This is a genomic window from Paenibacillus harenae DSM 16969 (genome assembly GCF_000422465.1).
Classification (GTDB): domain Bacteria; phylum Bacillota; class Bacilli; order Paenibacillales; family Paenibacillaceae; genus Pristimantibacillus; species Pristimantibacillus harenae.
The window spans coordinates 1846248-1860536 of record NZ_KE383842.1 but is presented as its reverse complement, the minus strand read 5'-3'; the positions used below and the strand labels follow the sequence as shown (position 1 = coordinate 1860536).

The following is a 14289-nucleotide window of genomic DNA, read 5'->3' as shown; positions in this document are numbered from 1 at the left end:
CCAAAATGGAGCCCGGGAGGTAAAGTTGGCGAGATGAGGTGCAGAAATGCATCTGAATGGAGCCTGGAAACATAGCAGGAAAAGGGAGGTGCATTCCTGCACCTCGCCACTGCAGCTCTTCCCATTCAGCCGCTCCAGTCCTGGCGTAATGTGAACAGGTCCTTTAACGCTTCCGTCGACAGCTCGGTAATCCAGCCTTCGGAGCTGGTAATCACGTTGTCGCTAAGCTGCTGCTTGTTGTCGAGCATTTCGTCAATGCGCTCCTCCAGCGTTGCGAGGGAAATGAATTTGTGGACCTGAACGTCGCGCGTCTGTCCCATGCGGTAGGCGCGGTCTGTGGCTTGGTTCTCGACGGCCGGATTCCACCAGCGGTCAAAGTGGAACACATGATTCGCTGCAGTTAGATTAAGGCCGACGCCGCCGGCTTTGATCGAAAGAATGAACACGCCAGGCTGCTCGTCAGGCGGCAGATCCGACCGCTGAAACTGCTCAATCATCCGGTCGCGGGCGGATTTGGACGTGCTGCCGTTCAAATACAGAACGGGCTCCTGAAGCTCTTGCCGAAGCACACACTGCAGCAGCTGTCCCATCCCGACATACTGCGTAAAGATGAGGCACCGTTCCCCCTCGTCCCGAAGCTCCTTGACCATCGCGAGCAATCGTTCCAGCTTAGCCGAGCGGTTTATGAGCGTTTCCGTATCCATCTCGCCTTCGGCTGCCGCAGCGGTTTCAGCGACCGCTTCTTTCGTCAGCAGGATGGGATGGTCACAAAGCTGCTTAAGCTGCGTGAGAGCGGACAGGATGGCCCCTTTGCGTTCGATGCCCTCCAGCGATTGCATCCGCGTGAGCAGCTGATTGACCGTTTGCGTATATAACGCACTTTGCTCGGACGTCAGATGAATATACGTCTTCATTTCATTTTTGTCCGGCAAATCAAGCTGAATGGCGGGATCCTTCTTCTTGCGGCGAAGCATGAACGGCTTGACGAGCTTCTGCAGGTCGGCGGTTCGGGCCGCATCCCGATCCTTCTCAATGGCGTTCGCGAAGCGATTCGTGAAGCCGGCAGCGCTGCCTAAATAATTGGGATTCATAAAATCGTAGATGGACCACAGCTCCGAAAGCCGATTCTCGATTGGAGTGCCGGTAAGAGCAATCCGGTGCCGTGCGGAAAAGCTGCGAACGGCGGCGGACTGCTTCGTCTGGGCGTTTTTAATATTTTGCGCCTCGTCCAGACTAATGGTTGCCCAGGTAAACGTCCGAAGCAGCTCCTGATCCAGCGTAGCTGTCGCATAGGAAGTCAGGATAACGTCCGCATCTTTGAGAGCTGCATGGAAGCTTTCCCCACCAAGCCGCTTGCTGCCATAATGAAGCATCACCTGCAGAGCAGGGGCGAAGCGGCTTATTTCCTTCTGCCAATTGCCTAGCACGGAGGTCGGGCAAATGATGAGTGAAGGAGTAGCCTCCACCTGATGTGCTGTCCTTTCTTGAAGATGCAGCAGATAAGCGATCAGCTGCACGGTTTTTCCGAGACCCATGTCATCGGCCAAGCAAGCCCCAAGCCCGAGACGGCGCATAAAAGCCAACCAGGCGTAGCCGTCCCGTTGATACGAACGAAGCTCAGCCTGCAGCTTGGCAGGCACGTCAAGCTTCGGCCATTCGGCTTGCTGACCGAGCTGACGGATAAGCTGCGTCAGATGCTCATTCAATTCCACTTCGAGCCGGAGGCGCGTTTCCTGATCTGCTTCTTGTTCGTCCTCGGCGATTTCTTCACCGGCCCCGCCGCCGAGCAGATGGAGCTGAAGCACATCCTGAAAGGACAAGCCTTGCGAGCTGTCGATGCCGCCCATCGCTTTGCGGATTTGGGCCAGCAGGGCGGGATCAAGCAGGGTCCATTGGCCGCGAAAACGAACTAACCGTTCATTGCGGGCGACAAGTTCGTCAAATTCCGCCTCGGAAAGGTCCGTATCGCCGATGGATACACGCCAATCGAAATCGACCAGCGAGTCGAGCCCGAACAAGGAGCTTCCCGCGCCGCTTCCTGTCTCGGAGCTCACCTTGGCGCGAAGCCGGGGTTTCTTGCGGCTGGCTGTCTCCCACCATGCGGGAAGCAGCACCTGCCAGCCGGCCTCCAACAGCTGCTTGCTGTCTGCGGATAAGAAATGCCATGCCCCTTCATCGCTTAACGGCCGGCTCAAAATATCCTCATGATGGCCGCTTATTCTCCCTTCGGGCAAACAAACGCGCAGCCTGTCCAGCCAGCCCTTCGACCGGCTGCCGACGTGAGCCGACCAGCCCGCAGGCCATGAGCCGAAGGCTTCGCCGTTCGAACTTAGGCGGATAGGGGCTATCGAAGCTTGATCGCGTTTGTCCTGGAGGACAAGCCTGAGCCGCCACGCCGATTCGGAGTCATCGGGCTCCAGCAGCTGAAGGACAGGCCGGAACGGCGCCGTATCGGCTTTCCAGCCGACCGCAACAAGCCAAGCTTGTTGGTCTAAGCCCGCCATAGCCGGATGGTTTTTTGCAAATAGAAGAGGGTATTCCCTTCTTAAATCGGCGGCAGTCGATTCCGTTCCATAATGACGGTGATTCACGAAAGCGGAAAAGGCCGCGCTTAGTCCTTCCTTGAAGCTCTCGTCCGCCTGTTCCAGCACGGACCGCGTTTGATCGTCCAAAGCCGCTTCATCCCATGTCCACTGCAGCTTGCCCTCTTGGAAAGCGCGATAGCTGGGGATATAAAGACGCTCTTCCAGGCATGCAACGAGCTTAGGCGCAAGCTGAACGACAATCTTAGTCAGCCCGCCCCATATCCATTCGATATGCTCCAGCCGCTTGCCTTCGGCAAAGAAGGGAATGACCTGCTCGGCGGGAAGCAGAATGAGCTCGATGCCCTGCACCTGCTGCAATTCCAGCTCTGTGCCATAAAGAGAAGCTTCATGTAATGCGAACAAACGCTGCTTCAAGTATAGTCCGTTTAAAAATCGCTCTTCGCCTTGCTCTTGCGTTCCGTAGATCAGCGCATCGCCATATGCCGTTAAACTGGTTAATAGGGTGATGGTGTTCAAATGCTTGCTCATCCGATCAGTTTTCCTTTCCGCAGCTCCTCCTGCAGTGCGCGGAGCCTGCTGTTGCGGCTGGCAAGCTCCGTAATGAACGACTCCCAGCTCGTTTCCCGTTTCATTTTTTTGTAAAGCCTGGCTAACCGTTTGAGCAGCTTGACGGCTGCTTTGTAGCCGTCTCTATTTTTGAGCAGAATAGACCTTTCCACGGCTTGATGATAATAAGGCAAAAGCAGCTCCGGCGCATGCTTCTCGAAAGGGACGAACACGGGAGCCCGAAATTGAAGCGGCTCGCTTCCCGCACTTAGTTGATAATCCATCCATTGCTGCCATTTGTTATAGGCTAACAATTTTTCTTCATAGATGCGGCTCGAATGCGGAAGCAGAAGGGCGAGTGTTTCCAACATACGCGCTTCGGCTGTCGGCATCTGCAGGACGACTGCTTCCCAGCAGCGGGCATATTTGATCAGCTGATGATAGCCCCGACCTTCGAACAGCAGGGCCGTTTCTGTCAGCCATTCGGCTAACCGCTGCCATTGCCGATCGTTTTGCAGCCGGTCGTAAAAATACAAAACATCCGAATCAGAAATAGGGAAGCTGGCGTTTAAGTCTGCCAGACACGACCAAGCGTCCCTATCCCGGGAAAGATAGAAGTGCATCCTGCTCTGCGCGAGCAGCCACGGAAAGCGCGAAATACGCGAGCCAAGCTCTATCTCAGCCGACTGCAGAAGCTGCAATTCCTCAAGAAAGAAGCTTTCTTCGCTTAAATTTGGCTTCAGCCAATTCGTGCACAGCCGATCATACGGATCCCAAAAATAACGTTCGGTATCCCGTTCGTTCAGCATTTTGCCCCGCAAATAAGCTAACGTTTCCATGACGAGCGGCCGGCACTCCGGCTCATCGGCGAGAGGAAGCTCTTTTTCAAAAAAAACTTCTATAACTCTCTTAACCTCAGCTGCGGCGCTGTGCGTATGAAAGCCAATAAAATGCATGTTTGAAGACGGGGCGTCTTGTGGTTTCTGCGTAAGCTGCACGAGTAGGAAAAAATACATATGCAGCTCATATAATTGCCGTCTTACAGGTGTCAGCGTCACATTCATCTCATTCATCGCCGTCAACGCATCCTGTAAATACTGCGAATTTCGCGTGCTCTCCTTCAGGAAAACTGTACAGCGCTCGAACAGCGCGTGCCATTCGGAAATGCTCATTGCGTTCACTCGATCGGCTTGCTCCTGAAGCGCGGCCAGATTGTTCTGTTTTTGCTCAGCTATTTCGTTCGGTCGGTCCATCTCGAATAAGTCTCCCTGTACATAAAGATCTATGACTATAACTATATAGGATTCGATCGTCTCTTCCAAGCCTAGTGCCTGAAGGCCTTGACAGACCCGCTAATAAAGAGAATCGGAGGATGCGGCAGGAAGCGTATGATTGTGATGCGCACGGCAAATCTTATACCGTCTGGAAGCTATTTATCGCATAGAAGCCGTCTGCAGCCTGTTTTTCAAGCCGGTTTTCATTCGTTATACTTAGTTAGAGCGTTTCTAAAACATAAGCTGGAGGGTGAATAGACTTGAATTACATGGATATGTTAGGACGTCGGAGCATTATTTTGAAACGAAGCATTAACCGTTTGATCATGAAGAAGAACAGGCAGGGTCTTAGCAAGCAAGAAAGCAGTTTTTATCAGGGCATGTTAAAAAAATGGCATCAAAACGAGCATCAGCTTCATGATCATAAGAGGAACTCATAGCCGCCGGGTCAGAATCATATTTAAATTGTAATATATAGGCAGTTCGGATATAATTTTTATTACATGTGACGGAAAGCGCGCAGGAGCAAATAGGTCCTACGCGCTTTTTATTTCGGAATTCAGGGTGTCCGTTACGCAAGGAGTGTATGCTCTTCTACCGAGAACGTGAAGCATTTTATCGGTTAGTGGAAAGCGATACGCCCAGCTGTTTTTTAGAAGCGAATGAAAAGATAGGCGGTGGTTAGCATTCAAATTTTTACCGTAGTTCTACTTCTCATCATCATCGCTCTCCTGCTCAGAATCAATTCGAAATTACCGGGGCGTGATGCGGTGAAGGAGGCCGTTGAGCGTTACCACGAACAAAGGCTGAAGGACAAGTAATGATTGCGAAGTCAGAGAATAAGGCGGTCGTTAACGATGAAGGCAAAGATAAAGAAGAAGATGGGCTGCTTGCATGCCCACCACTCCAACATAGCGTATATTCAACAAGCCTTAGCCTCCGATGATCGGGAACTGGTCCATTTTGTCGAACCCGGGCTGCTGATGAGGCTTTCGTCAGATGCCGAGTTTAATGTCAAGCATGCGCAAGACAAAGTCATTGAACAGCTGGAATGGATCGCCCGGACAAAGGTTGATTCGATTCTTATAACATGCACCAATTATATTGCCCTGCTGAAGGAAAGCCGTCTTACGACGTCTATTCCAATCCTTAAAATGGATGAACCGTACTTCCGGTACCTATGCGGTCTGGAGGAGCGGCATATTCTCCTGTTCACGAATCCGGCAACCGTCGACGGGACGATGAAAAGATTAAACGAGTATGCGGCTGCTCAAGGGAAAGAGCATAGTCCTTTCGAGATCCATGTCATCGAGAATGCTTTCGGGTTCATCATGCAAGGCGAAAAGGAAATTTATGACCGGATCATAACAGACTATATCAGCGAGTTGCTTGTAAACGATAGAAAGCAATCCATTTCTGTCGCGCAGTTGTCCATGGTCGATGCAGCTCAAAAGGCTGAGCTCGAATGGGCTGTGCCGATAGGCAACCCATTGAAAACTTTAGTCGCTCAGTTGGGATAATCTATTACATGGATCCGGCTGCTTTGGCATGGAGGAGGTAATAGAAGTTCGTTGTCCGGATGCCTTTCTCGCCACGGTGGCGTTCAAATTGGCTGCGGATGCTGTTGCCATAATTTTCCTCTACCCACCTGAGGATATGTTCGTTTTGACCAAAACCTATCATTGCGATAATATCTTCGGCTGACGGGATATATACCGTTTCGCGGAGGTTGCGAATTTCCAGCACGGTTAAACCGCTCCCGTTAAGCCTTGTGTTGATAATATCCAATATGGGCGTTCCTGCGGCAGGAGGGGAGAACAATCCGGGAAAGATAAGGCCCAGCTCGCCGCCTTCGCCGTTTCCGTCTCCGGGATGCAGGGATAATACATCGGCTCCCGGGCGAAGGATCCGGCTTGCTTCAGGATACCAGCTGGTTGGACCTTTTTTCGTATAAGCAACGTCGAAGGAGCTGTCTTCGAAGGGAAGCCCGTCATGCGTGCGTCCAAGAACAAAACGGACATTCGGTTTCCGGTTCCGGGTAGCCGTCGCAAGAAATCCCTCCGTCATGTCATAGCCGACGACTTCCTCAGCCCGATCCGACCAAAGGTTCGTAAATTCGCCGTGCCCGCATCCCACATCAAGCACGCGGCCTCTGATCAATCCGGATAATTGCTCCGTAAAAATGTGTTCGGCCGCCATACCTTCCGTCGTGTAGCTCCACTTCAAAGCATATTGCCCTGTCTGTGCGGCAAGCTGGTCGCACCAGCTCTTCGACTGACTGCGCAGCCACTGCGGATGTTCGGTTATATCTGGAAAAATAAGCTCCACCTCCGATAAAGAATTGCCGGTTGGCATCCATCATTTTATCCGAAAATTTCTTGAAAAGATAGATTTATTCTAACGATGGACTTCCATCCCATATGCCTGTCCATACCTATACGCAATTGATTGAATGGAACGAAGAAAATGCTGAGAAGGCTTTGAAGTACGGACAAGATCAATTAAAGAGTCGGATAGCCATGGAAAATCCGTTGCGAAATCCGAAAAGGCAGGGTATCCGTCCATAGCTGTTCCCGCGGGATACAAGGAAAATGGAAGACCGTTCGGGGTTACGTTCGCGGGAAAAGCATTTAGTGAATCCTTGCTTATTCGTATAGCATTTGCCTTTGAGCAACGAACGAGACATAGAAGAAAACCTGATTTAAAGGTTTGATAAAGGGACTATTATTGATTAAGAGAATTTCAATGCACTAAGAAATTTTCACAGGAAAGCGGGGACGTGCGATGTATTTGGGAAAACCGAAAGAAGGCGAATTTCATCCCCATATCGGAGCCTATATAAGGGCAGTGCCGGAAGGCGATCCGGTGGAGCTGCTTCTGGATCAGGAACGGGAGCTTCTAGCCATATGCGACTCGTTGAAAGAAGAGCAATCCATGTTTCGGTACAGCGAGGGAAAATGGAGCTTGAAGGAAGTACTCGGCCATTTAATGGACACGGAGAGGATCATGAGCTACCGGCTTCTCTGCGCTGCGAGAGGTGACACGACTCCGCTGCCGCGGCATGCCGAGGTCTTCGTGAACTTAACAAATTTCGACCGACGTCCGCTCACCGGGATCATAGCCGAATTCCGCACCATCCGAGCTTCAACGATCTCGCTCGTGCAGGGTTTAACCGGGGAGGAGCTGCAGCGATCAGCAGTGGTCAATCAAGCCGCGACATCAGCCTCAGCGCTCACGTATTTCATCATCGGACATACCCTCCATCATCTTAACATAGTGAAGGAAAGGTATTTGCCGCAGCTATAGATAAGGCGCTCAGCCGGGCTTGAAGCGGCTTGAGCGCCTTATTCTTTCTATCCCTTCGGTATACGGTCGGCGAATGGCCCATTATACCTTTTATCCGCAGGAAATAGTCGATGGGCGGGAAGCCGGTCTCCTTGTTGAACAAGTGGATCAGATGCTGCTCGCTTCGCATATGCTGGGTGCTGCGCCCGATTCCGAAGCCGTGAAAGCCTTCTTCTTTGTTAGATCTCCATACCTTTCCACACCATCAAAGCCGAGCCGGTTGCAACGGCATCCTCTCGCAGCTGCCCTTTGGAGAAGGAAGGCTGATAGTCGGGATAATAATACGTGTTTTTCCGCGCGATTTCGATCGCTGTCTGGTAGAACTGTTCCGTAGAGCTGACTAGAACGCCGCCAAGTACGATTTTCTCCGGATGGAACACATTCAGCAGGTTGGCCAATCCAATTCCGAAGTACGCGGCGGACTGCATAAGCAGCTCGCGGGCATACGGATTATTCTGGGAGACGGCGTGGAGCAGCGTATCGTAATTGATTTTTTCAGGGGACGTGAGGCTGTCGAGAATCAGCTCGGAGCGGCCCATTTTGACATGCGTGCGCGCCTGCTTCTCGAGCGCCTGAACCGACACGAACGCTTCAAGCGCTCCGTAATTGCCGTGCTCCTCCAATCTTGGTCCGTCCGTCTGAATGATCATTTGGCCGATCGAGCCCTCCATATCGATGGAGCCGTGCACGATCTGTCCGTATGACATCATTGCGGACCGGAGGCCGACGCCGGCATGGACATAGAGCATATGCTGCAGCTTCTCGCTGCGCATCGACCAGTGTTCGCCGAGCAGCGCCGCATTCGCCCCGTTCTCGAGCTGAGCCGGGATGCCGTTTCTCTCCTCCAGCATGGCGCAGATCGGAACATCCTTCCACCCCGCAGCCGGGAAGTTCAAAGGACGCAGAACGACGCCTTTCTGCCGGTCCAGCGGTCCGACCGCTCCGACTCCGATGCCGATGACCTGCTGCTTCTCAAGCTTGTGATCCTGAATGATCGACCGGATGTTATTGGAGACGTATTCAACGAGCTGACCAGGAGTCATCGCTTCATCCATCCGCCAACGGATCAAGGACATCGGATTCATTTTCATATCAAAAAAGCCCAGCGTAGAATAACGCCTCGAAATCTCCAAGCCGAAAAAATAACCGTAGCCGGGATTGATCTCGTATAATATCGGCCGCCTGCCGCCGCTCGACGGTCCTAAGCCTGACGTAATCAACAATTGTTCAGCTACCATATCGTCAAGAAGCCGGGTAAGCGAGCTGCTGGTAAAAGAAAATGCCGACAGCAATTCCGCTTTCGATACAACACCCTGCTCGGCGATCCGCGTGTAGATCAGCTTCTTGGATGAAGGAATTTTGTTCATTGGAAGGATGCTCATCGGTTAACCTCATTTTCCGACTAAATGAATGGGAATTAATCTTTTCCTATTATAGCTTACGTAAATATGGTTTGCTACATAGGTGTTTGAAGAGAGATGGATCATTTCGTTTCGTTTCGTTTCGGTACATTTTCACTCTTTGTCATATCGGCATAGAAAATACGATTTAAAAGATAAATTACCGCACTAACGGCTTTCTCGACTGTTACAATGATGAAAACACAAAGGAGATTTGCAATGAATACCGGCTTTCGGATCGATACCGAGATCAATCGGCGCCAAACGCTGAGGCAAACAAAGCAAGCAGCGCTTAATGCCTTACAGAAATACGAAGCGGACTGGAGCTCCATTCACTTCATTCAAGTATCCGAACATGTCACCTTCCGCATCGTAACCGGCGAGGGAGAACAGTTCTTGCTCCGCATTCACCCGGCAAGCAAACTGCGCGAGGAAACCGTTTCCGAACTGGAATGGTTGTCGGCGTTGAAGAGCAAGGGTCTTAACTTGCCCGCAGCCGTACCTGACCGGCAAGGAGATTTCGTTACGGAAACGGCGGACAACGACGGGCAACGGTTCTATTCGACTTTGCTGAAATGGATCGAGGGAGAACGCTTGGAGAAAGGGGCGCTAACAGAGGAAGCCGTCCGGAAAATGGGGGCGATGATGGCGAAACTTCACGAGGCAAGCTCAGATTTTAACCCATCCAGCGGCTTTGCGCGCCCAACCTGGGGCAGCCAGAGCTTTCATCGGGACTGGGCGCATCTAAGACAGCATCACAGGCATTTCATTGCGGATGAAGCCTTTGAATTGTACGCCAAGGCAGCCGCTAAAGCGGCGGATCGTCTCGGCACGTTCACAAGTCATGAACGGAACTTTGGCATGATCCATGCGGACTTACACATTGGCAACATCGTATTTCGGGATGACGAACCGTATCCCATCGATTTCGGCAGGTGCGGCTTCGGCTATCATCTCTATGACATGGCTCAATCGATCATGGGGCTGTATCCGTCACAGAGAGCCTATTTCATCGAAGGGTATGAAAGGGTCAGACAAATGGATGACGAAGCCATTCCGAAGCTGGAATGCTTCTTCATCATAGCGATCGTCGAGGCATACAGCTTCCATGCGGAGAATCCGCTTGAGACGGAAGGCTTGATTGAAGAACAGCCCTACGCACAAGCGATATTGAGCGCCTATGTGAACGGAACGCCGTTCTTGTTCCAGCCGCTTGAGGTCTCTTAATTAAATTAAAAAAGGTTTCTATATAAGATGAACGAAAGAAACGAAAGCATGGAGCGGAGAGAGCCCATCGTTCTGGAGAAACGAAGTGATCGCTTTTTGCAGTCCAAATAGTTACCAAACAGGGTTTACCTATTCAGACCATTTGGCTGGAGCAGCGATCGTAAGAATAATTTGCTCCCGCAGCGATAACAGCCGATGTAAATCAATCGTTCAACTTATATCGTTTAACAATGAAGAGCAGCTGCCGTAGCAGCTGCTTCTTTTTGTTTATAAACCTTTTTTTGACCGGTTAATAGATGCTAGAGTAGTTAAGACCAAAATGAAATAAACTAATCATTCCAATAGGATATAACGCCTTAATTTTGAGCAGTCAACACATTACACTTGCCTATTTTATGACATTTAATAAAAATAGGTGTAATGTTTGCGGAATCTTTATTTCATTTTGGTATTAAGATGTTATAATGTAGCTATTGATGTCATCGTAAACAAAGGTTGTATTGCGTATAGAGAAGGGGGAGAAAAGGATGGGCATAGTGCGCTGGAAGCTGATGTGGCAATTATTCGTTACTTTTCTTAAAATTGGGCCGGTTACTTTCGGCGGCGGTTATGCAATGATTCCGGTCATCGAGCGTGAAGTGGTGGAGAAACGGAAGTGGCTCCAATCAGAGGATGTAGCGGATATTTTTGCGGTTTCCGGCTCCGTACCCGGTGCGATCGCGATCAATTCTGCGACATTTATCGGATATCGAATTGGCGGCGTCATGGGAGCGGTAGCTGCCACGATCGGCGTTTTGCTTCCGACCTTCTGTATCGTGCTTTTGTTATCGCTCTTTTTCCTGGAAATGAAGGACCATCCGAAGGTAGCGGCAGCTTTCGTCTCCATTCGCGCGACGATCGTCGCCTTGATCGTGTACGCCGCGTACAAAACCTGGAAGACCTCCGCCGTCGACAAAACGACGATCGGAATGATCGCGGCTACGGTTGCTTTGCTTTATTTTTTCAATCAATACATTCACCCAGTCATCCTAATAATAGGTGGCGCGCTCGCCGGGATTGCGATGATTTGGCTGCGGAAGAAGCTGGGCTTTAAAACAAAGCTTCACAAAGAAGAGGAAGTATACGATTATATGATATAGGCGGGGAGTTGCCATGCTAATCGATTTGTTTATCACTTTTTTTATGATCGGATTGGTATCGTTCGGAGGCGGATACGCGATGATCCCGTTAATTCAGGAGCAGGTCGTCAACCGTCACGGATGGATGGAGGCGCAGCAATTTACCGACGTGATTGCTCTTACGGGAATGTCGCCCGGTCCGATTGCCACGAATATCGCTATTTTTATCGGTTACGAGCAGCAGGGCGTGCTTGGCGCCGTGATTGCTATGCTTGGAACGATTCTGCCCTCGCTTCTTTTGATTCTCGGCGTCGGCATGTTGTTCTACAAAATCAGCGAGCATCCTTTGGTGCAATCATCCTTTTACGGCTTGCGCTCGGTCATCACCGGTCTAATTTTTTATACAGCCATTATGTTTGCCGGCAATAACGGCATGTTTACGCCGTTGTCCTGGTACACCTGGAGCCAGATCCTTATTTTTGCAGGCTCGTTAATCGCGTTTCTTGTGTTCCGCAAGCATCCTGTGTCCGTCATTGTTATTTCCGGATTAGTCGGGATCGCTTTGTATGGATAGAGCAGATTGAGAGAGGGGAAAGTAATGACGGAGCAACAAATATGCTGCTGCGCCGCCAGCAGGGAGGACATACAGCCAAATGCGGACGGCAAAATCGTACAAGCTGCCGCCAGTGAAGAGGCGACTGCCGGAAACGGAGAAATATTAGAGCGGCTTATTGCGCTTCCCGGCGGCGAGTTTGAGATGGGCACGAATTCGGCGGACGGCTTTCCCGCGGATGGGGAGGGGCCAGTGCGCAAGGTGACGGTTTCGCCGTTTCGGATCTCCCCGTACGCCGTAACGAACGAACAATTTCGCACCTTTGTCCAAGCGACAGGTTATGTGACGGAGGCGGAAAGGTTCGGCTGGTCGTTCGTCTTCCATCTGCTCGCTTCCGAGGAGACGCAGGAGAAAGTAAAAAATGTCCCGCAGCAGGTTCCATGGTGGCTTGTGGTTGAAGGCGCTTACTGGGCGAAGCCGGAAGGGCCGGATTCGAACATAGAGAACAGGCTCGATCACCCGGTCGTTCACGTCTCCTGGCGGGATGCCGAGGCATACTGCCGCTGGTCGGGCACAAGGCTTCCTACCGAAGCGGAGTGGGAATATGCGGCACGGGGCGGACTTTCTAGGAAAACCTACCCGTGGGGCGATCTGCTGAAGCAGGACGGCAAGCATATGTGCAACATCTGGCAGGGGAAATTTCCGGTCAAGAACAATGCAAGCGACGGTTACGTGGGGACGGCGCCGGTGAATGCGTACAAAGCGAACGGCTACGGCCTCTATAATATGTCCGGCAATGTCTGGGAATGGTGCGCGGATTGGTTCAGCCCGGGCTATCATAAGCAGACGGATTCGGTTAATCCTCGGTTTGCGCAGCCGACAGGCAAGAGGTCAATGCGGGGCGGCTCCTATTTGTGCCACCGCTCCTATTGCAACCGGTATCGGCTTGCAGCCAGAAGCTCAAATACGCCGGACAGCTCGACGGGCAACTGCGGCTTCCGCGTTGTTGCGGATTAAACCGGCAATTATCCTCGCAGCTCGGCGTTTCCGAATTATGTATTCCATAAAGAGTATGCTACCGGAAAAATCTAAATAAGCTTGAAAGCGGGTTCGGATCGCCGGCGCCGTAACCCGCTCAAGCGCTTTATCCTTAGCGACCCAACGGCTCCCCGATGTCTTTTTTATTTCTCTGCATAACGCATCCTGCAAATTTTCTCCGGATTCCACTTGCCCGCCTGGAAACACCTTCCTCCATGCTGATTTTTTACCAAAAGGATATTTCCCCGATCATCTTCCACGATACCGCCTACGGCTACAAGATGTGTCGGCATTGCCATTTACATTCCCCCTCCATTTTTCCTTTGAAGACGCTACCGGCTCATTGCTTCAATTCCGCAAGACGGCAAGAATACATGCGGGTACGGTTTCTTCGTGTTAGATGCGGTTCGTTCTCCGGTAGGCGGCGGGGCTGATGTGCAGGCGCTTCGAAAAAACCCGGCTTAAATAAAAGCCGTTATCGTACCCGCATCGCTCCGCGATTTGGTCGAGCGTCAGTTCCGATTCAAGCAGCATCGCCTGCGCTTTCCGGAGACGCAGGGTAGTCAAATAATCGATCGGGGTTTGGCCGAATGCCGATTGAAATTTTCGGGTGAACCGCACCGGCGACAAGCCGATCGATTCGGCGAGTTCCTTCATGATAAGCCTTCCGTAGGCATGATGCCTTATCATTCGGGCAGCCTCCTGCATGTCTTCTTCGTCATTCCCTTTTGGCGGGCGGTGGCGGCTGGAATCGGAAGCATTCTGTGCTTCTATGCAGCTCAGCTGCCACAGGTCGCGGAGAAGATGCCGGGCAAGGTCATGCCGTGCCATATCGCCGTTTGAGCTTGCTGAAAGATGTTTTAAATAATAGTAATTGGACGCCAGCCGGTTATGATCGCGGACGGTTAGCCGGACGGCGGTCGGAAGCGCACCGTTGCGTTCGTTGTCAGCGATCCAGTCGAAGCGGTAAAAGTGGAAGGACAACGGCTCGATTACCTCTCTTGCGAATCTGGTATCCGGTGGACATAAGACGAGATCACCGAAGCCCGCCTCGCCGCTCTGACCGCCGATTTCGTAACGAAACCGGCCCTCCGTGACGGCAAAGAGCACCCAAGCGGCATACTTGTCTTCAGGTAACTGAAAGGCTTGAATGTGATTCCAATAAATGTGCGAATGCGCAAGCGGCGTCAAAGAGGAGTCCAAAGTCTCCATCCGATCCTCTCCCTCATGAAATAATGTATA

Annotated in this window: 12 protein-coding genes and 1 pseudogene; 7 read left to right on the top strand and 6 right to left on the bottom strand. The window is 51.5% G+C overall.

All coding sequences use genetic code 11. The features are described 5' to 3' along the window. Positions 1–125: 125 nt before the first annotated feature. Both H581_RS0118890 and H581_RS34480 read right to left on the bottom strand, forming a co-directional pair. The gene (locus H581_RS0118890) at positions 126–3074 is read right to left on the bottom strand and encodes a DEAD/DEAH box helicase (protein WP_028611387.1); all 2949 of its coding nucleotides are present in this window, start codon (positions 3072–3074) and stop codon (positions 126–128) included. Continuing rightward, positions 3071–4345, bottom strand: a complete 1275-nt coding sequence (locus tag H581_RS34480) for a hypothetical protein (RefSeq protein ID WP_051250955.1) — start codon at positions 4343–4345, stop codon at positions 3071–3073. Before H581_RS34480 ends, H581_RS0118890 begins: the two co-directional genes overlap by 4 nt. Before the next feature lie 878 nt (positions 4346–5223). Here H581_RS34480 and H581_RS0118875 point away from each other — a divergent pair. Further along, positions 5224–5886, top strand: a complete 663-nt coding sequence (locus H581_RS0118875; RefSeq protein ID WP_211231475.1) for a hypothetical protein — start codon at positions 5224–5226, stop codon at positions 5884–5886. Positions 5887–5890: 4 nt separating this feature from the next. On the opposite strand, the gene H581_RS34475 is transcribed toward H581_RS0118875, so the two are convergent. After that, positions 5891–6721, bottom strand: a complete 831-nt coding sequence (locus H581_RS34475; protein WP_051250953.1) for a class I SAM-dependent methyltransferase — start codon at positions 6719–6721, stop codon at positions 5891–5893. A gap of 53 nt (positions 6722–6774) precedes the next feature. On the opposite strand from H581_RS34475, the pseudogene H581_RS37260 reads away from it, so the two are divergent. Both H581_RS37260 and H581_RS0118865 read left to right on the top strand, forming a co-directional pair. Then, a pseudogene (locus H581_RS37260) lies at positions 6775–7079 on the top strand (amidase); the annotation flags it as partial. Positions 7080–7150: 71 nt separating this feature from the next. Then, complete coding sequence (locus H581_RS0118865; protein WP_028611384.1) at positions 7151–7672, top strand: DinB family protein; 522 nt, start codon at positions 7151–7153, stop codon at positions 7670–7672. Positions 7673–7890: 218 nt separating this feature from the next. On the opposite strand, the gene H581_RS0118855 is transcribed toward H581_RS0118865, so the two are convergent. After that, positions 7891–9093 carry an ROK family protein gene (locus tag H581_RS0118855; RefSeq protein WP_028611383.1) on the bottom strand — a complete coding sequence of 401 codons (1203 nt, stop codon included), beginning with the start codon at positions 9091–9093 and terminating at the stop codon, positions 7891–7893. 237 nt (positions 9094–9330) lie between these two features. Here H581_RS0118855 and H581_RS0118850 point away from each other — a divergent pair, with 237 nt between their 5' ends. The 4 genes from H581_RS0118850 (at position 9331) to H581_RS0118835 (ending at position 13026) form a co-directional block, all read left to right on the top strand. Next, positions 9331–10338, top strand: a complete 1008-nt coding sequence (locus H581_RS0118850; protein WP_028611382.1) for a phosphotransferase enzyme family protein — start codon at positions 9331–9333, stop codon at positions 10336–10338. Positions 10339–10865: 527 nt separating this feature from the next. Continuing rightward, positions 10866–11477: a chromate transporter gene (locus H581_RS0118845; RefSeq protein WP_028611381.1), complete on the top strand. Its 612-nt coding sequence runs from the start codon at positions 10866–10868 to the stop codon at positions 11475–11477. Between the two features lie 13 nt (positions 11478–11490). Beyond that, the gene (locus tag H581_RS0118840; protein WP_028611380.1) at positions 11491–12030 is read left to right on the top strand and encodes a chromate transporter; all 540 of its coding nucleotides are present in this window, start codon (positions 11491–11493) and stop codon (positions 12028–12030) included. A gap of 39 nt (positions 12031–12069) precedes the next feature. Further along, on the top strand, positions 12070–13026 hold the full coding sequence (locus H581_RS0118835; RefSeq protein WP_483823583.1) for a formylglycine-generating enzyme family protein: 957 nt from the start codon (positions 12070–12072) through the stop codon (positions 13024–13026). A 164-nt stretch (positions 13027–13190) separates the two neighbouring features. Here H581_RS0118835 and H581_RS39475 read toward each other — a convergent pair whose 3' ends face one another. Further along, positions 13191–13346 carry a hypothetical protein gene (locus tag H581_RS39475; protein WP_342663421.1) on the bottom strand — a complete coding sequence of 52 codons (156 nt, stop codon included), beginning with the start codon at positions 13344–13346 and terminating at the stop codon, positions 13191–13193. A 97-nt stretch (positions 13347–13443) separates the two neighbouring features. Then, the gene (locus H581_RS0118825; protein WP_051250951.1) at positions 13444–14259 is read right to left on the bottom strand and encodes a helix-turn-helix domain-containing protein; all 816 of its coding nucleotides are present in this window, start codon (positions 14257–14259) and stop codon (positions 13444–13446) included. Positions 14260–14289: the final 30 nt, after the last annotated feature.

What these genes read in the sequence shown, in the direction of transcription:
- H581_RS0118850 (WP_028611382.1), top strand. Translation starts at nt 9,331, where the DNA reads ATGAATACCGGCTTTCGGATCGATACCGAGATCAATCGGCGCCAAACG.
- H581_RS0118855 (WP_028611383.1), bottom strand. Translation starts at nt 9,093, where the DNA reads ATGAGCATCCTTCCAATGAACAAAATTCCTTCATCCAAGAAGCTGATC.
- H581_RS34480 (WP_051250955.1), bottom strand. Translation starts at nt 4,345, where the DNA reads ATGGACCGACCGAACGAAATAGCTGAGCAAAAACAGAACAATCTGGCC.
- H581_RS34475 (WP_051250953.1), bottom strand. Translation starts at nt 6,721, where the DNA reads ATGCCAACCGGCAATTCTTTATCGGAGGTGGAGCTTATTTTTCCAGAT.
- H581_RS0118875 (WP_211231475.1), top strand. Translation starts at nt 5,224, where the DNA reads ATGAAGGCAAAGATAAAGAAGAAGATGGGCTGCTTGCATGCCCACCAC.
- H581_RS39475 (WP_342663421.1), bottom strand. Translation starts at nt 13,346, where the DNA reads ATGGCAATGCCGACACATCTTGTAGCCGTAGGCGGTATCGTGGAAGAT.
- H581_RS0118845 (WP_028611381.1), top strand. Translation starts at nt 10,866, where the DNA reads ATGGGCATAGTGCGCTGGAAGCTGATGTGGCAATTATTCGTTACTTTT.
- H581_RS0118825 (WP_051250951.1), bottom strand. Translation starts at nt 14,259, where the DNA reads ATGGAGACTTTGGACTCCTCTTTGACGCCGCTTGCGCATTCGCACATT.
- H581_RS0118840 (WP_028611380.1), top strand. Translation starts at nt 11,491, where the DNA reads ATGCTAATCGATTTGTTTATCACTTTTTTTATGATCGGATTGGTATCG.
- H581_RS0118865 (WP_028611384.1), top strand. Translation starts at nt 7,151, where the DNA reads ATGTATTTGGGAAAACCGAAAGAAGGCGAATTTCATCCCCATATCGGA.
- H581_RS0118890 (WP_028611387.1), bottom strand. Translation starts at nt 3,074, where the DNA reads ATGAGCAAGCATTTGAACACCATCACCCTATTAACCAGTTTAACGGCA.